This is a genomic window from Rhodoflexus sp., from assembly GCF_053489755.1.
In genome coordinates this window covers 67,365-90,842 of sequence record NZ_JBRCHD010000015.1, presented here as the reverse complement: position 1 = coordinate 90,842, position 23,478 = coordinate 67,365, and the positions used below count along the sequence as shown (strand labels likewise).

Genomic DNA, 23,478 nt, shown 5'->3' with positions numbered 1-23,478 from the left:
ATATCAAGAAAAATATCGAAAAAAATATTCGTTTGCTAAGCCGAGCATTTGCTTATCGCCTTTGCTGTCGCCATAAGCATATATATAGGAGTATTTTGAGAGATCGAAAACTTGTTTGATTCGTGTAACCTTTTCCTCGCCATTGCAATTTTTTGATGCAAGTTTTCCGGTAATTTTATTGTTTTTTATAGCTAAAATGCTTCCTATAACTGAGATTCCCTCCAGATCTGCCCAAGGCTTAATCCAATTTTCGGCTGAAGCGCTGACGATTACTACAGTGTGTTTTTGTTCCAAGTGGCTGTAAATCCGCTCTTTTGCTTTGGGGCGGAGTAGCGCGGGCACGCGCTCTAAACTGTATTTAGTCGCCAGTTGCTCAAATGTTGCTACGGGCATTCCTCCAAAAAAGGCACTTAGAAAGGCCTCTTTTGCAGCCGTAGCCGATACCAAACCAATTTTATGTGCAGCAAGAAGTGGAGCAATTCGCAACAGGCGCTTCAAAAAGACGACCTCCCCGAAGGAATAGCGAGCAAAGTCGAAGAGTGTGTCTTTGCGAGTAATAGTACCATCGAAATCGAACAGCGCGAGCACTTTGCTGCCACCATCCGACCTGACTTGAGGGGTATTTACCTCCATAAATGTTATTTGTTTGTCAGTATCAGGGGTCAAGGTCGGAATTTTTCAGTAAAAACAAGGTGTGCTATCTTTTGTCACCTTGTTATATTGCCGCCTGATTTTGCGCTTATGATTGCTTTGTTCTGGTTTTGTCTCTTATTAATAGGCTATACGTATGTTGGCTATGGCGCTCTTTTGTGGCTGATAGTGAAGGTAAGGCGTTACTTGCATCCTGTGCGCCAAACGCCCTTGCTGCCCGATGCACAACTGCCGACTGTCAGTTTTATTGTCGCAGCTTACAACGAGCAAGACTATATTGTTGCAAAAGCCAATGATACTTTGTTGTTGGATTATCCGCAGGAGAAACTCCAGATCATTTTTGTAACAGACGGTTCAACAGACAACACGCCCACGCTGCTGCGGCAGTTTTCCGAACGGATCATGTGCCTGCACAAGCCTGAACGGGCAGGTAAAATAGCGGCAGTGCATCGTGCCATGCAGTTTGCTACAGGCGAAATCTGCATCTTTACCGATGCTAATACGATGCTCAATCGCGCAGCCATCCGCGAGATAGTGAAGCATTACCAACATGCCGATGTTGGTGCGGTAGCAGGCGAGAAAAGAGTTGCCGATGCGGGTGGGGCTACGGCAGGCGAGGGGATCTACTGGAAATATGAGAGTTTTCTCAAGTGCTTAGACTATGAGCTATACAGCGTGGTAGGCGCTGCGGGCGAACTTTTCTCCATCCGTCGAGAGCTGTACGAAGCCGTACCGCCCAATACCTTGCTGGACGATTTTATGATTTCAATGCGAGTGGCAGCCAAGGGCTATCGCGTAGCTTATGCGCCCGAAGCCTATGCGCTGGAGTCTGCCTCAGCTAATATCGGCGAGGAGATGAAGCGCAAAATCCGCATCAGTGCCGGTGGCATCCAGTCTATTGTATGGCTAGCTCCGCTGCTCAATATTTTCCGCTATGGCAGGCTCAGTTTCCAGTATATATCGCATCGGGTATTGCGCTGGTCGCTGACTCCGGTGGCGCTGCTGCTCGTACTGCCGCTCAATTGGTTGCTTTGGGATGCAGGGACTATTTATCAGTTGCTGCTTGCAGGTCAGGCGGCTTTTTATACTGCTGTAGTGATAGGCTGGCTGCTGGCTGCTCAAAATATCAAGATCAAAGCGTTTTTTATTCCTTTTTATTTTGCCATGATGAACTATTGCGTTTTTCTGGGGCTGCTGCGCTACCTGAGAGGTCGCCAGTCTGTCCTCTGGGAGAAGGCAAAACGGGGCTAACAAACAAGTGTGTTTATTGATTTTTGGCAATAGTTTTCTACACCTAAAATTTTTTAAATCTAATTTTTTATTTGAAAATTTATATTTTTGGGCAATATAGTTATATGTTTACCGTTCAAAAGTAAGGCAATAATGCGCCGGCAGACTTCACAAAGCTATGGTATGGCTCAAACGCACTTTGTCATGGTAACAACTTCTTTAGAGCAACAAATGGTAAAAAAAAGAATGTTTGAATGGAAATTACTTTTGCTTTCTATCCTGTTCATTGGAAATATTTTACCGGCGCTTTCCCAAAGATTAAGAGAGCAACGCACATCAGGCGGTATCGGATTTATGGAATTTCTACCTCCTGACTACAACAATGGTAATAAAAAACACCCGCTAATGATCTTCCTGCACGGCATAGGCGAACGTGGTAATGGCACTACAGACTTGCGCCGTGTGGTTACGAGAGGAACTCCTATAGGCTTGGCAGACAGCGGCAACGACATGACTTTTATGGTCAATGGGCAAACGTTCTCCTTTATTGTGCTTGCGCCGCAGCTATTGTCCCAGTACGGAAGTTGGCCCGCCTGGTATGTTGATCAGGTAGTAGAACATGCCAAGGCGACCTATCGGGTAGATGAGTCTCGAATCTATGTTACAGGACTTAGCCTCGGCGGCGGCGGCACATGGGACTACGTTGCCGCCTATCCGCAGAAAGTGGCGGCAATGGTTGCCGTCTGCGGCGCATCGGGCGCTAACACAACGAAAGTAAACGCTCTGGCAACCAATAATATCCCTATTTGGGCGACTCATGGTACAGCCGATAACGTGGTGCGCGTTGGGACGACACAGAACTGGATCAACAGCCTTAATAATCATCCGACTCCACCCAATCCCCGTCCCCGTCTAACACTTTATGAAGGTGCGGGACATAACATCTGGGGCATGACCTACAGCCTCAACCCTGCGGTAGTAGATCCTGTGGTAAAGGATATGCACGTGTACGAATGGATGCTGCGCCACAGTAAAGATAGGATTACTGCCAATGCAGGTCAGGATATGAAACTTAAGGCCCCTGTCAACAGCGTACAACTACGCGGTTCGGTAAGCGTACAAGGGACTCAATTATCAACCGTACAATGGACGCAGGTTGCAGGCAGTCCTGCTGTTGCAATTCAACAAGCCAATACACTCACGCCGACATTGTTGAATGTACCCGTGGGGACATTTACCTTCCGCCTGACGGTTACAGGTACCAACGGGAAAACTTCTTCGGATGAGGTAGTAGTAAGAGTTGAGCGAACCAATCTACTGCCAGTGGCTAACCCCGGTCCTAACAGAAGTGTTACTTTACCGGCCTTGCAAATCACTTTAGATGGCAGCCAGTCATACGATCCCGATGGCACAATTACAGCATTCCGATGGGAGCAGATCAATATCGGGACTCATCCAGAAGCCGTGTTGGTGAATTTTACAGGAAATAGCCAGCAAGGCGCTCCATGGAATAATACGCGTTCGGCTACGAGCAATGGTACTGTTATTAATAATTTGCTCAGCAGAAACGGACAGGCATCTCCCATCAATATTACGCTACAATCCAGCTGGGGCGGGTACAATGAGTTTGGAGCTACTGCCAATAACGCAGGTATCTTACCTGATAATGTCATGCGCTCGTGTTTCTGGTTTGAAACCGGTACGCATCCGCTGCAAGTCAGAGGTTTGAGAGCCGGCACGACTTATCGCTTCGGATTTTTTGCCAGCAGGGCAGGCAGCGGCGACAGAAATACCCGCTATACTATTGGTAATCAAAGTGTGGTACTTAATGCGAGCAATAATACCTCGCAGCTTGTATGGCTGAATAATATCCAGCCTAACAGCAACGGCGAGGTACAAATCGTGGTTGAAAAACTGTCAAGTGCGCTGTTTGGCTATCTGGGCGCATTGGTAATTGAGCCTGCACTGCAAGTACAAGGTAATCTGACCCCTGTTTTAACGCTTTCTAACCTTGTTCCGGGTACATTCAGATACAGACTCACCGTAACGGATAATGACGGCGCTACTAATGCAAGAGAGGTTGAGGTAGTAGTCGCAGGTACAAATCATCAGAATCGTCCCCCTGTAGTAAGCGCAGGTACTAATCGCAGTATCACGCTTCCCACCAACAGCACGACCTTAACAGGCACAGCATCCGATCCCGACGGTACAATAGCAACTACGCGCTGGACACAGGTATCCGGACCGAACACGGCGACGATTGCCAGCAACACAGCATTGAGTACAACAGTATCGGGCTTGGTACAAGGCACTTATGTTTTTCGATTGACAGCGACCGACAATGCAGGCGCAACGGCAAGTGCAGATGTAAGCGTTACGGTGAATCCTGCGCCTAATCGTCCCCCTGTAGTAAGCGCAGGTACTAATCGCAGTATCACGCTTCCCACCAACAGCACGACCTTAACAGGCACAGCATCAGATCCTGACGGGACAGTAGCATCGACTCGCTGGACACAGGTATCCGGACCGAACACGGCGACGATTGCCAGCAACACAGCATTGAGTACAACAGTATCGGGCTTGGTACAAGGCACCTACGTCTTCCGCCTGACCGCGACAGACAATGCAGGTGCGACAGCGAATGCAGATGTAACCATTACAGTCAATCCAGCGCCTAATCGCTCCCCGGTAGTGAGTGCAGGCAAGAACCGCACGATTAACACTAACAATGTAGTGCTCGGCGGTACTGTTTCCGATCCCGATAACAATATTACTTCGATCCTGTGGGTACAGGTTTCCGGTCCGTCTGGCGCAGTTATTACTACTCCAAACAGAGAAGAAACAACCGTTACAGGACTAACGCGTGGCGAGTACGTATTCCGCTTGTCAGCAACTGATGCGGGTGGTTTGTCGGCATCAGCAACAGTAACCATTACGGTCGATATTGTAATGGCTGCTAATCCCGACGACCCTACGCGCCTGCGCGACAAGCGTTATATTCAGAAAGTGCTGTCGCCTAACAACGATGGCATTGGCGATATATGGGTAATAAATGAAGAGGGCGAGCTTTCAGTTACCGTATTTGATCGCATGGGTAAAATTGTCTATCATGCGGACAGCTATAACAACGACTGGGATGGTGTATCCAAAGACGGAGTGCCACTGCCTTCCGGCACCTATTTTTATACGATTCGGGCAAAACGATCATCGAAGGTAATTAATGGCGCACTTAACATCGTGAGATAGTTTTTAGTGGATCATCGCACGCTTGAGAATAGTAGCAGCGCGGTAACACAGGTTTTCTACCTTTGCTAAATGTACAGCTATTTGTTCAGCACTGAATTGCTCCCATAGTTCTTTGCCGTTGCGGTGCGCAGCCAACTCTTGCGAGAGTGCGTGGAACTGTAGCAGCGAAATATTGGAGTGCATCCTATGCACAACACGTTTGAGCATACTAGGATCATGGCCTTCCACAGCCCTGCGATATTCGAGAGGGAACGTTTCTAAGGACTCCAGATTGAGGCGAATAAAATCGCGCATGAAATCCTCCTGCCCGATTTGAACAGTAAAAGGCGCAAGCGTAATCAGTTCGCTTTCAGCTTCGGCGCTTTGAGGCAAGTCGCCCGCCGGATCTTCGCTTGCCTGTCCGAAGTGTAAAGTGCTTACCCCCATATGATGCGCTAATTTATCAAACAACTCCTTGGGCTTGAAAGGCTTGGGAACGTATCCGTTCATGCCGCTGAGGTGCACTTTTTCCATTATGGCAGGCCCTGATTCGGCTGAAAAAGCCAGAATCGGTATGCGGGCGCTATACTTTCCTTCTTTTTTGCGGATGTTTTCAGCAATGGTATAGCCGTCTGTATCAGGTAGTTGCAAATCGAGCAGGATCAGGTCAAAAGTATCATTAGCGAGTTTTTCATAGAGTTGTGCGCCTGTTTCTGCAAAACTGTAATCAGCTTTCCAGTTTTGCAGGTACTGCCCTACGACCAACTGATTAACGTGATTGTCCTCTGCAATGAGAATTTTGCAGCCGCTCAAGTCGCGGGCAAAAATGTTATCTCTGTCTTCCGTAGGCGATAGTGGTATTTGCTGATCGGAAGCAAGCGGGAAGGTAAGTACAAAGCTAAAGGAAGAGCCTTTGCCTTCGCTGCTTTCTACTACCAGCCGACCGCCTTGTGCTTCTACCAGCAGTTTAGAGATAGATAGCCCCAGCCCTGTACCGCCATACTTTTTGCTGATTTCGGGTGAACCTTGTGCAAAGCGTTCAAAAATTCGTTTCTGTTGTTCACGCGGGATGCCGATGCCTGTATCGCTTACCTCAAAGCGGATAGTTACTGTGTCGTGTTGCAGGGTTAGCAATTGGGTTTTCAGGCAGACTGTTCCCTTTTCGGTAAATTTGATGGCATTGCTGAGCAGATTGCTGAGTACTTGCGAGAGCCGTACCGAATCGCCTATGACCTGCAAGGGAATACGCGGATCTAATTCCAGTTTCAGCGAGAGCGATTTTTCCTGTGCCTTCGCCTGAAAAAGTTGCTCCAGACCTATCAGCAGCTCCTTGAGGTTCATATGGAGCAGCTCCAGCTCCACTTTGCCCGATTCCAACTTATTGAAATCCAGTACATCGTTGAGAATCACCATCAGGTTATCGGCAGCAAACTTGAGGATTTTGATCTTGTCTAACTGCTGCGGGTCTGTTACTTCGTACATCAACAGGTTTGCCATCCCAATAACGGCATTCATTGGGGTGCGAATTTCGTGGCTCATGGTGGACAGGAACTGCGACTTGGCTGCAACTGCCTGTTCGGCTTCTTTTTTAGCCTGATTGAGTTCCATTTCGCGATGTTTGCGGTCGTTGATGTCCTGCAAAAGCCCCAGAATGCGCGTCACCCGTTCCTGATCTTTAGCGAAAACGGCGTGTCGGAGTTGTACCCACTTGTAGTCGCCTTGATCGGTTTGCAGACGAAACTCAACCTCTACGATGCCGACTCTGCCGCCTACTACTTGGCTGATTGCTCTTTCGACGCTGTCTCTGTCGTCTTTGTGTATTAGCTCAGCAATTTTTTCCAAGCGAAAAGGATTAAAAAAGCGTGCATTATTACCAAAAAAATCGCTTAGATGTTCATTTTGGAAGGTAAAAGAATTTGCTTTTACATCGTACAGAAATACCAGATCGGGAATGGCCTCAGCCACTTTGCGGATCAGCTTTTCCGTCTCTATCAGCGCTTGCTGTGCTTTCTTTACTTCTGTCAGATCTGTGATAACGGCAATAAAATAGGGTTCGCCCTGCGTACTGATGCGCGAAAGGGACAGTTTAGCCGGAAACTCTTCACCTTTGCTATTGCGCATCTGTACTTCCATAAAGCAAACCTGTGGGGATGATTTATTATCCCATGCAGGAATACGGTCGGACTGATGCCCTACAATAAACCCTGCAAGGTCTTTGCGGTGTTCGCGGACAAGAAAATTGACCAAATAGTGCAGCGGAACTTTGTGCGACGAGAGTTGTAGCAGGTTAAGCCCAGCGTGGTTCATCATGGTAAACCTGCCAAAACTGTCTAACGTACAGATGGCCTCCGATGCATTTTTGATAATAAACTCTAACTGATTTTTATTGAATTCTAACTGCTGGTTGGTTTCGCGCAACTCTTCCATGCTGGCCTTAAGCTCTTCCTGATAGTTGCTCAGATTTTCGTTCAGGTGGATGACCTGTTCGTACACATTGCGCGATTCTGCTTCTCTGGCAAACCACTCGCTCACATTGCGCACCCGCAGCATAATGCGATTGGTATTTGTGCGACGAGCACTTATCTCAACCCATATGATGTCAGTTTCATTGTTGGGAGGGCGTATCCGGCAAGTCTGTTTGAAAGGAATGCGGGTAGATAAGTTTTTTTGTAACTGTGTCAGGTCGTTTGGCTCAAAGCTATTCCAAAAAATATCGTTGTTATCTATGATAGCTGCCGCTGTCTGCTGCCAAATGCTTGTCACAGCACTATTTGCGTAAATAATTCGATTATCCTCAAATAGTAGGTAACTGTCGTCAGCAACATCCAAAATCTCCTGCTGTATGTTGAATGTCAATTCCATCGTCTGTTGGTATCTTGGAAAAGGCGGATATTAATCTACAAAAAATTTGAAAGTATTACCGGTTGGTTGATTTCATTTAAAAAAACATATGCTCTAATAACAAAAACTGACTGCTTATCAGCGCATTGGTGAATGTAATGATTTTAAGAGAAAACACGACGTTCTTATTTTTTTACAGCTATCTTTGTATGTTTTTATGCCGAAAGTGGCTGTAATTTATGCAATGCGCGACAAGTAAGCGCGATAATATTTATATGAAGAATAAAATTTTAGCAATCTATCGAAGCAATGAATTGTACCGTCAGGTACTGCTTTTTGGTATTGTTGGGGTGATCTCTGCGGCAAGTGAATTTGGGTTATTGATCCTTCTGGTAGAGAAGTTTGCATTGGGTTATATGCAGGCTAATTTTATAGCCTTTTCTTTGATTATTGTTGCCAATTACATAGCCAGCCGCTTGTGGATTTTTGGGGCAGGCTCTTTTTCCAAAGGGCTTGAGTTTATCAGTTTTTTTATTGTTGTACTGATCGGCTTGGGAATTAATCAACTGTCTATGTATTTCTGGGTGGAAAATTTTACATTGGACTACCGTCTTGCTAAGGTGCTTGCCCTTGCGCTGGTAGTTATCTGGAACTTTTTGGCAAAAAAGTACTTTGTTTTCAGAAGACGCAGATCCGGGGTAGCTGTTACCAAAGTAAGACCGTAGAACAAATCACAATTTTTTCATAACTTAAAGGCTCAATTTGATAATAGTTATGAAAATGGAAGCCAAAAGAATTAGTGTAACCCCTGAAGCTGTTGAGGTCATAGATCGGCTGCGCAAGGAGCACGGCCCGCTGATGTTTCATCAGAGCGGCGGCTGCTGCGATGGCTCCGCACCGATGTGTTTTCCGGTCGGCGAGTTCCGCGTCGGGGATAACGACGTGTACTTAGGCAGCATTGCCGGCTGCGAGTTCTACATGGCCGCCGATCAGTTTGAATACTGGCAGCATACACACCTGACTGTAGATGTAACGCCCGGTCGGGGGGCAAGTTTTTCACTCGAAATTCCGCTGGGGATTCGCTTTGTTATTAAGTCGCGCCTGTTCACCGAAGAGGAAGCTGCCAATCTGGAGCCGGTTCGCATGGGGGCAGCAGCGTAATCACATCTTCAATTTTTTGAAAAGACTTTCAGGTATCAGCTTGATAATGAGCATGATCCATCGCCACACCCAAAGGGTGTAGATGATGTTGGTTCGCTTTTGTAAAGCCTTGAAAATATCGTTGGCTACCTGCTGCGGCGAGGCTGTCAGCAGGGGAGGAAGCGTCAAATGTTCAGTCATTTTGGTGGCAATGAAGCCCGGCTTCACGGTGAGCACATGTACGCCGCTGTGTGCCAATCGGTTGCGCAAGCCCGAAAGATAGGCAGTAAAAGCTGCTTTAGCACTGCCGTAAATGTAGTTACTCTGTCTGCCGCGCTCGCCTGCCACCGAACTGATGCCGACAATACAGCCGCGTTTTGCCTGTTCCATGCTTTGGGCGACAAGGTTCAGGATAGAAACTGCGCCTGTGTAGTTTGTGTCTATGATCAGATGCGCTTCGGCAAAGTTTTGCGCGGCCTTCTCTTGGTTGCCCAGATAACCAAAAGCTGCAATGACAATCTGCGGCTGTGGATCTAACCGTGCCCAAAAGTCGGCGTGCGTGTCGTAGGCAATTGCATCAAAGTAAACCGCTTTTGCTGCTACGCCGTGGCGAATGACAATATCTGCCGCAAGGTTTTGCGCTGCCTCCAACTGCCGCGCAGCAACAATGACAGCATGTCCGCCTTGAGCAAAGCGGCGGGCGAGTGCTGTTCCTACATCGGAAAGCGCACCCAAAATCAGTACAGGGCTGTTCATAGTCCGACAAATAAACGCTTGGACTGCAAGGAAGCAAATTTTCCTTCAGGATTGTAAGTACGGACTATTCTGAGGAATTCTTCAATGTTCGGATAGCCTGCCTGAAAAACTTCAGGTTTCATGCGGGCATCTTTGGTCAGGTAAATACGTCCGCCAAAATCCAGTACAACGCGGTCTAATTCGTCCAGAAATTGGAACAGTCCTTTGCGCACAGGGAAATCCAGCGCAAGCGTATAACCCTCCATCGGAAAGGAAATGAGGCTTTCCTGCTTGCCGAACAGCTTCAGTACGGCTAAGAACGATCCCCAGCCTTTTTTGCTGATGCGCTGCAAAATTTCGGTCAAGCCGCGTTCCGATACCTCCAGCGGCAGTACAAACTGGTACTGTACAAAGCCACTGCGTCCGTACATGCGATTCCAATGGTGAATGGCATCCAGCGGATAGAAAAATCCGTCGTAAGGAATCATGCTATCCATCACACGGCGGTAGTTCTTGTGGTAATACAGAAAATTGAAGACGCGTACCGAGAAGTTGTTCAGCACAAATTCGGGGAAATGGAACGGCACGGTGAGTTTCATTTTGGGCGGCAGTTGCAGGTGCTTGTCTGCAGGAATGCTCTTTAGCTCATCGGCGGTGGCGTGTTCGCCCGACATCATAATGCTTCTGCCAAAGCCATCGCCGCTTTTGAGGCAGTCAATCCACGCCATTGAATAGGTAGCATGTTTGTATTGCTCAAATAAAGAAATGATTTCGCTAAGGTTGCGGGCTTTGATCTGTCGCTGACGGATGTAGGCTGTTTCTACTTTTTTGAGTTGGAAACATACGGTCAGGATTGCACCTGTCAGACCCATGCCGCCGCAGGTAGCAACAAAAAGGTCGGTGTGCTGTTCAGGCGAGCAGCGGATGATTTCGCCCTTGCCCGTAAATACGTCCATCCAGCGGACGTGCTGCCCGAAAGAGCCGTCCACATGGTGATTTTTGCCGTGTACATCGGAAGCTACTGCACCGCCGACGGTGATAAATTTAGTGCCGGGCGTAACAGGAAGAAACCAGCCCTGTGGTACGATAATGTCCAATAAGTCGGCAAGTGTAACACCCGCCTGACAGGTTATGATACCGTTTTTGACATCAAAGGCGGTAACCTTGTCAAACTTGAGCGCAGATACTATGCGGCGATCGGAAAGCGAAGAGTCGCCGTAGCAACGCCCGTTACCTCTGACAATGAGTTCGTCGCTGGTGTCAAAAGTCTGTTGCAAGGCTGCCACGTCTGCAAAGGAAGTTTCGGCGGTAGCTACCAGTGGGTAGTTGCCCCAGTTGGCTACTAAGTTTTTCATAGGGAAGTTTGTTTGTTGATGAGGTTTACACCAAAAGCGAGTCCAGCAGTCCGCGGTAGTAAATCAGCGCATAGAAGCTGAGCACCCAGCCGACCAAACAAGCCTGAATAAACCTGTCGCGATACAGAATTTTGACGGGAGAACCGGAATTGTTTTCCATGAAGGTAATCTGGAGATAGCGCAACATACCAGCCAACACAAAAACGAAAGTGTAGTATACCCGATGCGTGCCTAAGCGTTCTGTTACTTCCGGTGAAATGGTATAGGTCAGGTAGGCGACCAAAATAACGGCAGTAATCAGCCCTGTAGCAAGGTTGATAAACTCAAGGCTATACCCTTTAGAGGCTTTGCGAACATCAAGCCCTTTGGCGGCTTTGATTACCAGATCGTCGCGCCGTTTGGTAATAGCAAGGAATAGCGCCAACAGGAAGATCATAATAGTCAACCATTCGGACACATAAATATCTGTCAGTGCGCCACCTGCTTTTACGCGCAGTACAAAGCCCAGCGCAACAATAAAAATATCCAGAATAGAGATGTGCTTCAGCCCCATTGAATAGGCGACGTTCAATCCTACATATATCATAAGGATGAAAAGAAACTTGGTGTGCAGCCAAAATGCCAGCCCAAAACTGCCTGCTATCAGTAGGGCAAAGAGTACAAAAGCCATTGGCACTGAAACCGTACCTGCTGCCAACGGGCGTTTGCATTTTTCGGGGTGCTGCCGATCGGCAGCAATGTCCTGGTAGTCGTTCAGCACATAAATACTGCTCGCCGCCAGACTGAAAGCCAGCCAGCCCCAAAGCAAGGGTAACATTTTGTCTGTTTCATACAAACTACCCGCAAAAAATACAGGTAGGAACAAAAAAAGATTTTTGATCCAGTGCTTAGGTCTGAGCAGTTGCACATAAGCGCTTAGCGTTGCTGGATACCAATAGGGTTTTGCAGTGGCCTGAATCGCCGTCTTATGATTTAAGTCCATTTCTTTAAATAATAATAGTGAGACTTTACAAAGTACAATTGCGCAATATTGCAATTTTTTTTATGATTAATTGCTTATGTAATATATTAACCATATATTGCAAATATACGTAATAAAAATGAATCTTTAAAATTCGCAACACGTTTTTATACGCACTATAATGGCTTTTTTGCCTTTAATATGCTCAAATTAAAAAAATTAGTACACGTGTTGTTTTTTAATTTTTTTTTCATAATTTTACAATATGATTATTCTAATAGAGATAAATATCATGCCTATTAGGATAAAGTAATAGTAAATCGCAAAAAAGTGCAATTTGAAAATACAACTCTGATGAAACAGTTAATCTTCACACTAACGACATTCTTCGCTCTTGCACTCGGCAGTGTAGGTTTTGCGCAGACTACGGTATTTAATCCGGACGACCCGGTTGTTCGCTGTCCTTGTAACCCCTTGCCGCCGCAGCCTCCTAACGGACAGGTAGGTAAGTGGGTAGCTACGCGAGTTGTTAATTGGGCTAATGACGATTTCAAAGCTTATATCTATAAGGGTATGGCATTTCGCGTTAAGTTTCCGCGCAACTTCAAAACAGATCCGGCCGATAAACGCTACCCGATGATCGTATTCCTGCACGGTTTGGGCGAGCGCGGTCCTATCAGCGACAACGAGCGCCAGCTCCTGACCGGTGCTGCCCAGCGCCATCAGGCACAGATCAATAGCGGCGCGTTCGACGGTTTTGCTTTATTTCCTCAAAATACAAGTGGCAGATTTGGCAACGTTGCCATTATTGCTGAGTTAGTAGAAATTATGATTAATCAGGTGCGGATAGATCCTTTCCGTGTAACGGTGCACGGGCTTTCTGCCGGTGGTGCCGGTGTTTGGGACATTATTACCCGTCATTCGTTACAATTTGCAGGTGCAGCACCGATGAGTGCGGTAAATAACAATCCTGTTAATTTCCGTTTTTCGCCTATTTGGCATTTTCAAGGCGCTTTGGACAATAATCCGAAGTTGGCGGATGCATTGAACAAAGAAATTTCCATGAAGGCTGCCAATGCGAATTACAAACTGACTGTTTACCATGATCTGGGACACAATACGTGGAGCAGAGCTTACCAAGAGCCTGATTTTTTACCTTTCCTGAACAGGGCCAATAAAACAAATCCGCATGTGATTGCAGGACGACACCAGGTTTGTCCCGGTGAGCCTATCAATGTAACTATGGGCGTAACACCGGGCTTCAATGGCTATGAATGGCGCAGAAATGGAGTAGTGATTGCAGGGGCTACTACTAATACGCTGACAACAACCCAAGACGGCACGTACGATGTACGCGTTCTTCGCGGTACAGAGTGGTCTTACTTCTCACCTATTCCTGTTGTAGTTACGGTACGTCAGCCAACCCCTGCCGTTACGATCGGTGTTAGCAACAGTACTGTGTTGCCCGATGGCGCAGGTAGAACCAGAGCTACGCTTTCCGCACCGGAAGGCTACCAGTCTTACCTGTGGTCTAATGGTGCTACTACGCGTACCATAGAAGTAGGCGCGGGTACTTACACCGTGCGCGTTACCGAACCTGAAGGATGTATCAGCGCACCGTCTGCCCCTGTAGTGATCCGCTCGGCTAATGCTGCCGGCTCGCCTGCTGCTCCGACTAACTTTACAGCAACAACAACGAGCGAATCGGTAATTGAACTTAACTGGCAAGATGTAGCCGACAACGAGACAGGTTATGAACTGTATGTTTCTACAGGCCCCAACACAGGCTTTGAAATGGTTGGATTGCTTCCTGCCAACACGACGAGCTTTACACACACAGGACGCGAGGAAAACACAACTTATTTCTATCGCCTTCGCGCTATCAACGCCAATGGTTCACACCCTGTAGTAACAGCTTCTGCCACAACTTTTGCCGACAGACAGGCGCCAAGTACGCCGCAAAACCTGCGGGCAGGCTTGAAATCCCGCAACTTCATCACACTCCTTTGGGACGCCTCTACGGATAACGTAGGTGTAATGCTGTACGAAATTTTCCGCGACGGACAGTTGGTGGGCACTTCTACTAGTCCTTCCTTCACATCTGACAATCTGGTGGCATTTCAGACATATCGCTTTCAGGTACGCGCCCGCGATGTGGCAGGGAATCAATCGCCTATGAGTGCTTCTTTTGCTACCTCGGCAAGCAACGACGGTCTGTTTTGGTCTTACTATTCAGGGTTCTTTGGCAGCCTTCCACAAATCGAAGATGCTTTGCCACTCAAAACAGGTACTTCTCAAACCTTTGATCTTTCCTCGCGCGAAGAGCAGGAAGGCTTTGCTTTCAAGTTCGAAGGCTTTATTACAATCCCGACAACGGGCAGTTATACCTTCTTCACCCGCTCCAGCGATGGCAGTGATCTGTGGATAGATAACAGAAGGGTTGTCAATAACGATTTTAATCAGAATATGACTGAGCGCAGCGGTATGATCACACTAAATGCGGGTACTTATCCGCTGATGGTGCGCTTCAGAAAAAATACCGGCAACATTGGGCTGGAAGTGCGCTGGCAAGGCCCCGACATCAGCAAGCAGCTGATTCCTGCAAGTGCCCTGCGCGATAATTTCACCCCTACAGGCATTCCTGCAATGCCAACCAACGTTACAGCTACTGCCAACAGTCACAGCCAGATCACCGTCAACTGGACGGATAACAGCGACAACGAGTTAGGTTTTGAGATTTTCCGATCTACTAACAGTGTAGATGGTTTTATTTACGTAGGAAATGCTCCTGCTAATGCTACGTCCTATGTTGACACAGGTTTGGAGCCAAATACCACTTATTTCTACAGAGTCCGCTCGACTGCCACAACCGGCAACTCGGCTTTTGAAGTTGCTTCATTAGAATGGGCCTATTACGAGGGCGCTTTTACTAATTTGACGCAGGTGGCTGCTACATTACCACTGAGAACAGGCATTTCGACCAACTTCTCATTAGAACCACGTTCGGTTGCTACTAACTTTGCTTTTATTTGGACAGGCTTTCTGCAAGTGCCTGCGGCAGGTACATATACCCTGTTTACCCGTTCAGACGACGGCAGCGATTTCTGGGTTGGCACTACCCGAGTAGTCAACAACGACTTCAACCAAGGTATGACCGAGCGCAGTGGAACTTTTAATTTCCCTACAGCAGGTGCTTATCCGATCACATTGCGCTACCGTCAGGCAACAGGTGGCTTTGGGCTGGAAGTTCGCTGGCAGGGCCCGGGTATTGCCAAGCAACTGATTCCTGAGGCAAATCTGATTCGCGGTCTGAATCGCGCTACTACGCTGGCGCCCCCTGCTGCGCCGCCTGCCGCACCGGAAGGGCTGACAGCAAGGACGATCACCCCAACATCAATCGAGTTGATCTGGATGGATAACTCGACTAACGAAGAGCGATTCGACATCTTCCGTTCTACCGATCATGTGAACTTTACCAAAGTAGGACAGGTAAATGCCAACAATACAGAAGAGGCTTCTTATACCGATACAAATCTGGCAGGCAATACGCGCTATTATTATCAGGTAAAGGCAGTTAACATCGCAGGTGCTTCTGCGCCAACTACGGGCGACTTTGAAACAGGTAACAATGCGCCTGTGATAGAAGCCATACCTGCTCATGTGGCACGCACCGGACAGGCCTACAGCGTCTTCCTACGCGCTACCGATCCGGACGGCAACACAGTATCGTTCAGTGGTGTAGGTTTGCCTGCTTTTGCCTCGATCAGCAACACGGGCAACGGCAGAGCGACCCTGCAAATTGCGAGCAATAACACGGCTGGTGCATACACTATTCAGGTGCGCGCTACCGACAATCTGGGTGCGCAGAGCGATGCCTCTTTTGCATTGACAATCGGCGATAATCAACTGCCTGTGATAGCAGTTGCTCCTTCGGCAAATATTACAATGAACGAGGGCGATATTCGCACCATCACTATTGCTGCGAGCGATGCAGACGGCGATATACCTGCAATTTCAGCAGTAGATCTGCCTGCATTTGCAACCTTTACAGAGAGTGCGCCCGGCAGCGCTACGATGCGCCTTGCAACGCGATACATTGATCAGGGCAGCCATGCATTTCGCATTGTAGCAACGGATGCGGCAGGCTCACAGGTTTCACAAACGATCAGCGTTACGGTGAACGACGTGAACCCCAACTTCCGCGTGATGATCAATATTAACGGTGGCGGCGATGCACTGAACGTAGCGCCTGCGCCATGGAACAACCTGTCCAGAAATCCAACCACAGGCATGACCGTTAGCAATCTGCTGACAGATACAGGAGTAAATTCAGGCATCAGCCTGCATTTCCCTACAACATGGGGCGGAGCATTTAATGCAGGAGCAACGGGAACCGGCGATGTGCCTAACAGCGTATTGCGCGGCTACTATTGGTTCGGTATTTTCGGCGCACCTAATACGGCAACTATTCGCGTTACGGGCTTGCGCAGACAGCTGCCGCTTTCTTTCCGCTTTCTTGCCAGCAGCGTATTCAGAAATGGCGGCGTAACCGATAATGGCTCTACTGTATTTGCTATCGGTAACCGTTCGGTTTCTGTACGGGCAGAAGGCAATCCGGGCAACTTTGGTGCGCTGGACAACATCCTTGCAGACGACAACGGCGAGGTGTCTATCCAGTTGTCAAAAGATCCTAATAACTTGGAGCCAAGTGCAGGCTATATCAATGCCCTGATCATAGAATCTAACTACGACGGCAGCGTGCCTGATGTGCCATCCAACCTGCGTATAGCTGTTCGCCAGCAAACAAGCAGCCTGTTGGTTAGCTGGCAGGACAATGCCAACAACGAAGACGGCTACGAACTGTGGAGAGCAACTTCTGCCAACGGGCCCTTCGTCCTCATACACACCACAGCACCTAATCAAACTTCGTTTGATGACAGAACAGCCGTAGGCACTGCCTATTTCTACTACAAGGTGCGCGGCGTAAATATGAACGGGGCTTCCGCATTTACCAAAGTAGTTAGTATTGTTACGCCGAATTTTGCGCCGCGCTTCGACAATCTGAAAGATTTCCGCCTGCGCAATACCGAATCGGTTGCTTACGACCTCGTTGTGTTCGACAGTCCTGACGACAACGTTACTGTTACGATCGAAAACCTGCCTGCATTTGCTACCTTCAACGATTTGGGCGGTGGTAACGGGCAGCTGATTATCGCCCCTTCGCTCAGCGATATTGGTACTTACAAATCTATTACGGCAATTGCAACAGACAATAAAGGTGTGCAAACCCGTGAAACGTTTGAGATTGTTATCACCAATAGCAAACTGACGACTTACTACGTTAATATCAATGCCGTAATGCCGGCTCCTGCACCTTGGAATAATTTTACAAGGCTACCCCTGAACGGTGCAAGCCTGCAAAACCTCAAAGATGAATTTGGTAACAGCAGCCCGATAGATGTTACGCTGATCAATGGTTGGGTAGGTGCTAACAATGGCATGGAAGACCGGTTCTTGGGGGTTTCTTTCGGAGACAACTCAATGGAGCTGCCCGACGTGGTAATGAAAACTTACTATTTCGATCAGGTATGGGCACCTAACAGAGAGATTTCTATCAGCGATTTGCGTCCTGACAAGCGTTATAACCTTGCCTTCATGCTGAGCTGGAACACAGGCGGAGCTAACATAAACACGATTACGATCAACGGTGTTTCGCAAAGTGTGAATGCCACAGGCAACTATACCCGTTTCATTCGCTTCAACGATTTGCAGCCGGATGCCAACGGACGTATCCTGATCCAGTTCTCAAGAGCAAACATCACCACATGGAATGCCTTGATTATTGAGGAATTTGATGCGCAACCTGCCGTCCCTAATGTACCGACAAGACTTACAGCCGAAGCTGCTTCGCTGACAAGTGTACGCCTCAACTGGCGCAGCCATGGCGGCGGCCCTACGTTTTTCGAAGTATATCGCTCAGGACACCCAACAACAGGCTATGCGCTCATAGCTACAGTAGCTGGAAATACTACTACCTTCTTAGACAATAATTTGGTAAGCGGCCGCCGCTACTACTACCGCATCAGGGCGCTCAATGGCAACGGAAATTCCGATTACACAGGTGTGGTAAACGTAGTTACGCCTTCGCAGATCGTACACATCAACTTCAATCAAAACAACCAAAACAATGCTGCTGCACCTTGGCGAAACACAAACAATGTACCTGTAACAGGTATTTTGGGACGCGCCTTGCTGTCAAATATTTTGAATTCACAAAACGTAGCTTCAGGAATAAATATCCACTTAGACAACTACTTCGACGGATCTAATCCGTTTGGGCCTACGACGGGTAATAATAGCGGTATAGTTCCTGACAACGTCATGCGCACGTTCTACTTCACCGAAGTAGGCACCGAAGGTCGCCTGCGCCTGTCCGGCTTGGTTGATAACCAACGGTATAACCTGATTTTCTATGCAGGTACTACCTTCCAGAATTTCAACGGCAACACGATTTACACAGTACACGGCAATCGTCGGGTAGCGCTCAACCCGCAAAATAATACGACCGAAGTAGTGCGTATAGACGGCGTTGCACCTGTCAATGGTCAAATTCCGATTTCAGTAGTAGGCGCACCAACGATCCAGTACGGCTACATTAACGGACTGACTGTGCAGATATTCGACCCTAATGCACCCGATGCAAGCACCCCGATAGGTCGGCTAGAAGCCGAAGAAAACGCACCTGAAGGACGCAACAGCGGTGGCTTGGGCGACATGGGTGTAACACCGGAGGAACACGGAACGGTTTTTCCCAACCCCTTCACACAGGCGCTCAACGTTAAACTCAATATTGAGCAGGACCAAGAAGTTGCTTTCCACCTGTTAGATGGCGCAGGGCGTTTGATGATGACCGATACCCGCTACCTCTACAAAGGTTTGCAGGTAGCCCAGATAGATGTAGGCATGCTTGACCTGGCAAAGGGTATGTATTATCTGAAGGTAGAAACGACTGCCAACGGTAAAACTCGTACAGCCAAATTGGTAAGAGAATAGCTAAGGCCTCTTGCAGTAAATGACTCGCCGGGCAATCCTTAGAGATTGCCCGGATTTTTTTGTCTGCTCATTGTTTGTTTTATTGCCTCTCAATTCGATTTCGCCTGATATAGCCTAATAGATGAACTCATCCTATATTCCTGCATTAGACGGCACCCGTGCTTTGGCAGTGTTGTTGGTAATGCTGTTCCATTTCCACCACTATCCCTTCGGCGCTTTTGGGCTGGGAGTAGGCTGGGTAGGGGTACAGTTGTTCTTTGTACTCTCAGGCTTTCTGATTACGCGCATCCTGATCCATGAAAAGCAAAAACCGCTGGGAGCATACCTGAAGCGGTTCTACTGGCGGCGAACGCTGCGCATCTTTCCTGTCTATTTTGCTTATTTGCTGGGTGTTGCTGCGCTTTTCCTGCTGACAGGCGAGCCTGAGCCTTTTGGCAAATACGCTTTGTCGCTTTTTACTTATACCTATAATTTCAGCCGCCTTTTTACCGACTGGCAGCACAGCCCTATGCTGACGCATCTCTGGTCGCTTTGCGTAGAAGAACAATTTTATCTGATCTGGCCTTTTGTCGTCTATTTTTCTTCACAACAAAGCCTGAAGCAGATCGTAGTAGCGTTGTGGGTACTCTGTCCTGTATTGCGCTGGCTGCTCGCGGACTACCTGCAAACCTATCTTCCCGATGATGCGGCAGGAGAGGCCGTTTACTGGTTTACCTTCAGCCATTTCGATGCTTTTGCGACGGGTGCAGCCATACATCTGTTTGGCTGGCAGCAAAGCACACAAGCAGGTAGTTGTCTCATAGGCACGCTGTCTTTGCTGCTGGCAGCCGGGCTTTGCAATGATTACCTGACGGCAACGAATGCAGATCTAACCTCCTTAGGCTTTCCGATTGGTGGACTTGCCAATCTACAACATGTTTGGTCGTACACCTTGCTCAATTTTGCCTTTGCAGCATTTCTTGCCTGGCTAATGCAGCGTCAGGGGCGTACTTTGTTTGCACACCCTTTACTTGTCCGCGTCGGTCAGGTTTCCTACGGGATTTATCTCTTCCATTGGGCTATTCTCGGCATTTTTGCCAAAGTCTTAGCCGGTTTTTCAACAGGGGTGATCGCGAGCGCTGCTATGTTTACAGCCTACACAATCCTTGTTTATGTGGCTGCATGGCTGAGTTTTCGCTATTTCGAGTCATGGTTTCTGCGATTTAAGGGGCATTAATGCGGTAGTGCGCTTCTATTGGGTTGTGTTCCTGAGGGACAAAGGAAGGATGTGCCCGATAGTAAACAGGCTTCAGATCGGCACTGGCAAACTGGTAGTCAATCCTGATCGGGAGCGCCCATTTTCCATAGCGGAAAGACGTTCCCCAGCCGCTTCCTGCTTCGCAGAAGGCATCCGTCAAGCCGCTTTGCGAAAGTTGGCGGTAGGTGTAGGTCAACGCGGTCTCATTCAAATCGCCACAGAAAATGATAGGATAAGGGGAGCCACCCAAGAAGCGCGCTAAACTGTCCGCTTGCATTGCTCGTTCGCTTGCCAGATTAAAATATTGCTTGAAATGTATGCGTGTAAACTTATGCAAATCGAAACTGTGCGATGTCAAATGTGCATTGACAATGCGCAGCGTGTCTGCCTCAATCACGACATCAGCAAAAATAGCTATGTTGTCGCGTTTCTTTTTCAGTACAACTCCCTGTTTGACAATGGGATATTTGGAAAAAATCGCCATTCCGAAAAAGATAACGCCATTGTGCCGGTCGTTGGGTTCGGGAAATGCTATATGCGGATTATTACGGGAAATACTATAGCGGGTATTAAAAACTACTGACTTAGGATCATCATAAAATTCCTGCAAGCACTTGATGTCGGCTCGATGCGCTGCTACCCATTCTTTGATATATGCCGCATCTGCATTGGCCGCCTTGTCTGCATACGCGTCTGTATATAAAGTGTGATTATGAAAATGTCCGCTGTTAAATGATAGGACGTTAATACTTTTGTGAGCGTTCAATGCTACCTGAGCGGAAGGGATGCCGCTTTGCCAAAGCTTGGGCAGGTGAACGAACGAAAAATAAAGTAAAACCGTCAGCGGAAACCACGCCGTATGACTCTTGTAAAACGACGACAGTAACAGCCAACCTACATTAACAAACATCAGCGGAATGATTGTTAAGTTGAGCAGCGAAACCATCGGATAATTTACGGGCGAAATGTGGTTCGAATAGATCACGCAGATGCTGAAGACAAACAGCGCAATGGTTTTGAACCACCAGATGCGATGAATCCGATTTTTAAACGAACTTTTGGATGCGGTCGGCACAGAAGCAACAGGTTGCAAAGGATTTGAAGTTGGTTGAAGCGTTGGCGTAGTTCCTTATTTTGACCCAATTTAGCCATGTAATTTTTAATCCAAAAATTAACGTTTAAAAAATCTGAAAAATCTGATTTTGCCCTTTATCAAGTATTTACACGCAAGTAATACAGATAAAGACTCGAAAAAAACTTGTAAGATTATGGCGCTTTGGCAACTAATTTTAACCGAGCTGCGGCAGTTTTGGCGCGAGCCGGGCGCGCTTTTCTGGACGCTCGTATTCCCGCTGGGCTTGGCAGGTGCGCTGGGGCTTGGTTTCAGCAACCGCAGCGAGCCGATCTATGTCATTGCCATTGAGGTAGGGGAGATGCCGCCGCTGCTGCAAAGCCTTTACCAGTTGCCGCGCGAAGGTCAGCCACAGTTTGCTATCCGGCAGATGAGTGCAGAGGCAGCTATGACGGCGCTCAAACGCGGCGAAATACTGCTGCTCGTAGCCAAAGACAGCAGCGGCGATTTTACCTTTCGCTTCGATCCGGCCAACAGCGAAGCCCGGCAAGCCTTCAACGCGCTGGAAAATATGATACTCCGCCAAACTGCCACCACACCGCCGCTGACCATCGCCCCCGTAACTACACAAGGCTACCGCTACATAGATTTTCTCATACCCGGATTGCTGGCAATGAGTATTATGAATTCCTGTATCTGGGGTATCGGCTGGACGCTGGTCGAGTATCGCGTTAAGAAGTTGCTGCGCCGCATTGCTGCCACTCCTATGCGCAAAACCGATTTCCTACTGGCGCAAATGATTACACGCCTGCTGCTGCTGATGCTCGAACTGGGGCTGATGATTGGTTTTGCATACAGCTTTTTTGGGGTAGTCCTGCAAGGCTCGTGGGCGGCTTTTGCCCTGATTGTGCTGGCAGGTACGTGGGCTTTTTCGGGGCTGGCCTTCCTCATGTCCAGCCGAACGGCTAAGACTTCGATCGCCAACGGGCTGATCAACGCCATCACCCTGCCGATGACTGTTGTTTCAGGGATCTTTTTCAGCTATCAGGGTTTTCCCGAGCCACTGGTCAGCCTAATTAAGTGGCTGCCGCTGACGCTTCTGGCAGACTACCTCCGCAGCATTTTCAACGAAGGTTACGGATTGGCGCAGGTAGCCTTGCCCGCAACTGTTCTATTTGTTTTAGGCAGTATCTTGTTTACATTGGCCTTGCGCATCTACAAATGGCAATAGAGTACCGATTTTACCAACTTACTACATGATTAGGATTGATAAAAAACTGCTGAACGAACTAAGCAGACAGGCACGAGCCGCGCCGCGACTGCGGATGAACCACAATTTCCATACATCGCTTTCCGACCCGATCAATCGGATGCTCAATGCAATGGAGCCGGGAACTTATATCCGCCCACACAAACACGAAAACCCCGATAAACGCGAAGCATTTATCATCTTGAGCGGAAAAGTAGCCGTCATTACTTTCGATACAAAAGGAACGCCGCAGCAATGCAGCATACTAACAGCAGGCGGCGACTGCCTCGGGGTCGAAATTCCTGCGGGTACTTACCATACGCTGTTGGTCATGGAAAGCGGAACGGTTTGCTATGAACTCAAGGACGGGCCCTACGACGCAGCTACCGACAAACAGTTTGCCCCTTGGTCGCCTGCCGAGGGCAGCAGCGAATGTATCTCTTACCTCAACACGTTGGCAGATTGGGTACAAATTATCGCAGCACAGTAGTATTGTCCAATGTTCTTATTATACCATTATGAATCGCGTGATGGGTCAATCACCCCGACGGGGTTTAATATCGGTAGGATAACAATTGCCCTCTTTTCTCATTGCTCCATTGCACACATGGCTGTCCAAAAAGCAACACGGACTTTAGTTTGTGATTTGTTAATTACTTGATAATCAAATAGCTACAGACTAAAGTCATGCTGCATTCAGCCTTTTTAGGCAGCTTCGTATGCCAACTT

The 23,478-nt window shown here is 48.1% G+C and carries 14 protein-coding genes; 8 read left to right on the top strand and 6 right to left on the bottom strand.

Features of this window, described 5'->3' with window-relative positions; all coding sequences use genetic code 11:
- Positions 1 to 3: 3 nt before the first annotated feature.
- The gene (locus ACWIP2_RS03695) at positions 4 to 633 is read right to left on the bottom strand and encodes an HAD family hydrolase (RefSeq protein WP_448518552.1); all 630 of its coding nucleotides are present in this window, start codon (positions 631 to 633) and stop codon (positions 4 to 6) included.
- Between the two features lie 108 nt (positions 634 to 741).
- Here ACWIP2_RS03695 and ACWIP2_RS03690 point away from each other — a divergent pair, with 108 nt between their 5' ends.
- On the top strand, positions 742 to 1,902 hold the full coding sequence (locus ACWIP2_RS03690; protein ID WP_448518551.1) for a glycosyltransferase family 2 protein: 1,161 nt from the start codon (positions 742 to 744) through the stop codon (positions 1,900 to 1,902).
- A gap of 183 nt (positions 1,903 to 2,085) precedes the next feature.
- Positions 2,086 to 5,127 carry a PKD domain-containing protein gene (locus tag ACWIP2_RS03685; protein WP_448518550.1) on the top strand — a complete coding sequence of 1,014 codons (3,042 nt, stop codon included), beginning with the start codon at positions 2,086 to 2,088 and terminating at the stop codon, positions 5,125 to 5,127.
- Between the two features lie 3 nt (positions 5,128 to 5,130).
- On the opposite strand, the gene ACWIP2_RS03680 is transcribed toward ACWIP2_RS03685, so the two are convergent.
- The gene (locus ACWIP2_RS03680; RefSeq protein ID WP_448518549.1) at positions 5,131 to 7,968 is read right to left on the bottom strand and encodes an ATP-binding protein; all 2,838 of its coding nucleotides are present in this window, start codon (positions 7,966 to 7,968) and stop codon (positions 5,131 to 5,133) included.
- 254 nt (positions 7,969 to 8,222) lie between these two features.
- On the opposite strand from ACWIP2_RS03680, the gene ACWIP2_RS03675 reads away from it, so the two are divergent.
- A complete protein-coding gene (locus tag ACWIP2_RS03675) occupies positions 8,223 to 8,672 on the top strand; it encodes a GtrA family protein (protein ID WP_448518548.1) in 450 nt (149 codons plus the stop codon).
- Between the two features lie 55 nt (positions 8,673 to 8,727).
- Positions 8,728 to 9,108 carry a DUF779 domain-containing protein gene (locus ACWIP2_RS03670; protein ID WP_448518547.1) on the top strand — a complete coding sequence of 127 codons (381 nt, stop codon included), beginning with the start codon at positions 8,728 to 8,730 and terminating at the stop codon, positions 9,106 to 9,108.
- On the opposite strand, the gene ACWIP2_RS03665 is transcribed toward ACWIP2_RS03670, so the two are convergent.
- From ACWIP2_RS03665 to ACWIP2_RS03655, 3 genes are read right to left on the bottom strand one after another with little or no spacing between them, the layout of a single operon-like run.
- Entirely contained in the window at positions 9,109 to 9,843 is a 735-nt protein-coding gene (locus ACWIP2_RS03665; RefSeq protein WP_448518546.1) for an SDR family oxidoreductase, read from the bottom strand. It abuts the gene before it with no gap.
- Positions 9,840 to 11,177, bottom strand: coding sequence for an FAD-binding protein (locus ACWIP2_RS03660; protein WP_448518545.1), 1,338 nt, complete (start codon positions 11,175 to 11,177; stop codon positions 9,840 to 9,842). The genes ACWIP2_RS03665 and ACWIP2_RS03660 overlap by 4 nt, the downstream gene beginning before the upstream one ends.
- A 25-nt stretch (positions 11,178 to 11,202) precedes the next feature.
- Entirely contained in the window at positions 11,203 to 12,159 is a 957-nt protein-coding gene (locus ACWIP2_RS03655) for a UbiA prenyltransferase family protein (protein WP_448518544.1), read from the bottom strand.
- Between the two features lie 333 nt (positions 12,160 to 12,492).
- Here ACWIP2_RS03655 and ACWIP2_RS03650 point away from each other — a divergent pair, with 333 nt between their 5' ends.
- Entirely contained in the window at positions 12,493 to 19,191 is a 6,699-nt protein-coding gene (locus ACWIP2_RS03650) for a fibronectin type III domain-containing protein (RefSeq protein WP_448518543.1), read from the top strand.
- A 121-nt stretch (positions 19,192 to 19,312) separates the two neighbouring features.
- Positions 19,313 to 20,407, top strand: a complete 1,095-nt coding sequence (locus tag ACWIP2_RS03645; RefSeq protein ID WP_448518542.1) for an acyltransferase family protein — start codon at positions 19,313 to 19,315, stop codon at positions 20,405 to 20,407.
- On the opposite strand, the gene ACWIP2_RS03640 is transcribed toward ACWIP2_RS03645, so the two are convergent.
- Entirely contained in the window at positions 20,394 to 21,521 is a 1,128-nt protein-coding gene (locus ACWIP2_RS03640; protein WP_448518541.1) for an endonuclease/exonuclease/phosphatase family protein, read from the bottom strand. The genes ACWIP2_RS03645 and ACWIP2_RS03640 overlap by 14 nt on opposite strands.
- A 175-nt stretch (positions 21,522 to 21,696) precedes the next feature.
- On the opposite strand from ACWIP2_RS03640, the gene ACWIP2_RS03635 reads away from it, so the two are divergent.
- Positions 21,697 to 22,731: an ABC transporter permease gene (locus tag ACWIP2_RS03635; protein ID WP_448518540.1), complete on the top strand. Its 1,035-nt coding sequence runs from the start codon at positions 21,697 to 21,699 to the stop codon at positions 22,729 to 22,731.
- A 25-nt stretch (positions 22,732 to 22,756) separates the two neighbouring features.
- Positions 22,757 to 23,239, top strand: coding sequence for a WbuC family cupin fold metalloprotein (locus ACWIP2_RS03630; protein WP_448518539.1), 483 nt, complete (start codon positions 22,757 to 22,759; stop codon positions 23,237 to 23,239).
- Positions 23,240 to 23,478 lie beyond the last annotated feature (239 nt).

Bases quoted from the DNA above. Each gene is read 5' to 3' on its own strand.
- ACWIP2_RS03695 (WP_448518552.1), bottom strand. From the start codon at position 633: ATGGAGGTAAATACCCCTCAAGTCAGGTCGGATGGTGGCAGCAAAGTG.
- ACWIP2_RS03690 (WP_448518551.1), top strand. From the start codon at position 742: ATGATTGCTTTGTTCTGGTTTTGTCTCTTATTAATAGGCTATACGTAT.
- ACWIP2_RS03685 (WP_448518550.1), top strand. From the start codon at position 2,086: ATGGTAACAACTTCTTTAGAGCAACAAATGGTAAAAAAAAGAATGTTT.
- ACWIP2_RS03680 (WP_448518549.1), bottom strand. From the start codon at position 7,968: ATGGAATTGACATTCAACATACAGCAGGAGATTTTGGATGTTGCTGAC.
- ACWIP2_RS03675 (WP_448518548.1), top strand. From the start codon at position 8,223: ATGAAGAATAAAATTTTAGCAATCTATCGAAGCAATGAATTGTACCGT.
- ACWIP2_RS03670 (WP_448518547.1), top strand. From the start codon at position 8,728: ATGGAAGCCAAAAGAATTAGTGTAACCCCTGAAGCTGTTGAGGTCATA.
- ACWIP2_RS03665 (WP_448518546.1), bottom strand. From the start codon at position 9,843: ATGAACAGCCCTGTACTGATTTTGGGTGCGCTTTCCGATGTAGGAACA.
- ACWIP2_RS03660 (WP_448518545.1), bottom strand. From the start codon at position 11,177: ATGAAAAACTTAGTAGCCAACTGGGGCAACTACCCACTGGTAGCTACC.
- ACWIP2_RS03655 (WP_448518544.1), bottom strand. From the start codon at position 12,159: ATGGACTTAAATCATAAGACGGCGATTCAGGCCACTGCAAAACCCTAT.
- ACWIP2_RS03650 (WP_448518543.1), top strand. From the start codon at position 12,493: ATGAAACAGTTAATCTTCACACTAACGACATTCTTCGCTCTTGCACTC.
- ACWIP2_RS03645 (WP_448518542.1), top strand. From the start codon at position 19,313: ATGAACTCATCCTATATTCCTGCATTAGACGGCACCCGTGCTTTGGCA.
- ACWIP2_RS03635 (WP_448518540.1), top strand. From the start codon at position 21,697: ATGGCGCTTTGGCAACTAATTTTAACCGAGCTGCGGCAGTTTTGGCGC.
- ACWIP2_RS03630 (WP_448518539.1), top strand. From the start codon at position 22,757: ATGATTAGGATTGATAAAAAACTGCTGAACGAACTAAGCAGACAGGCA.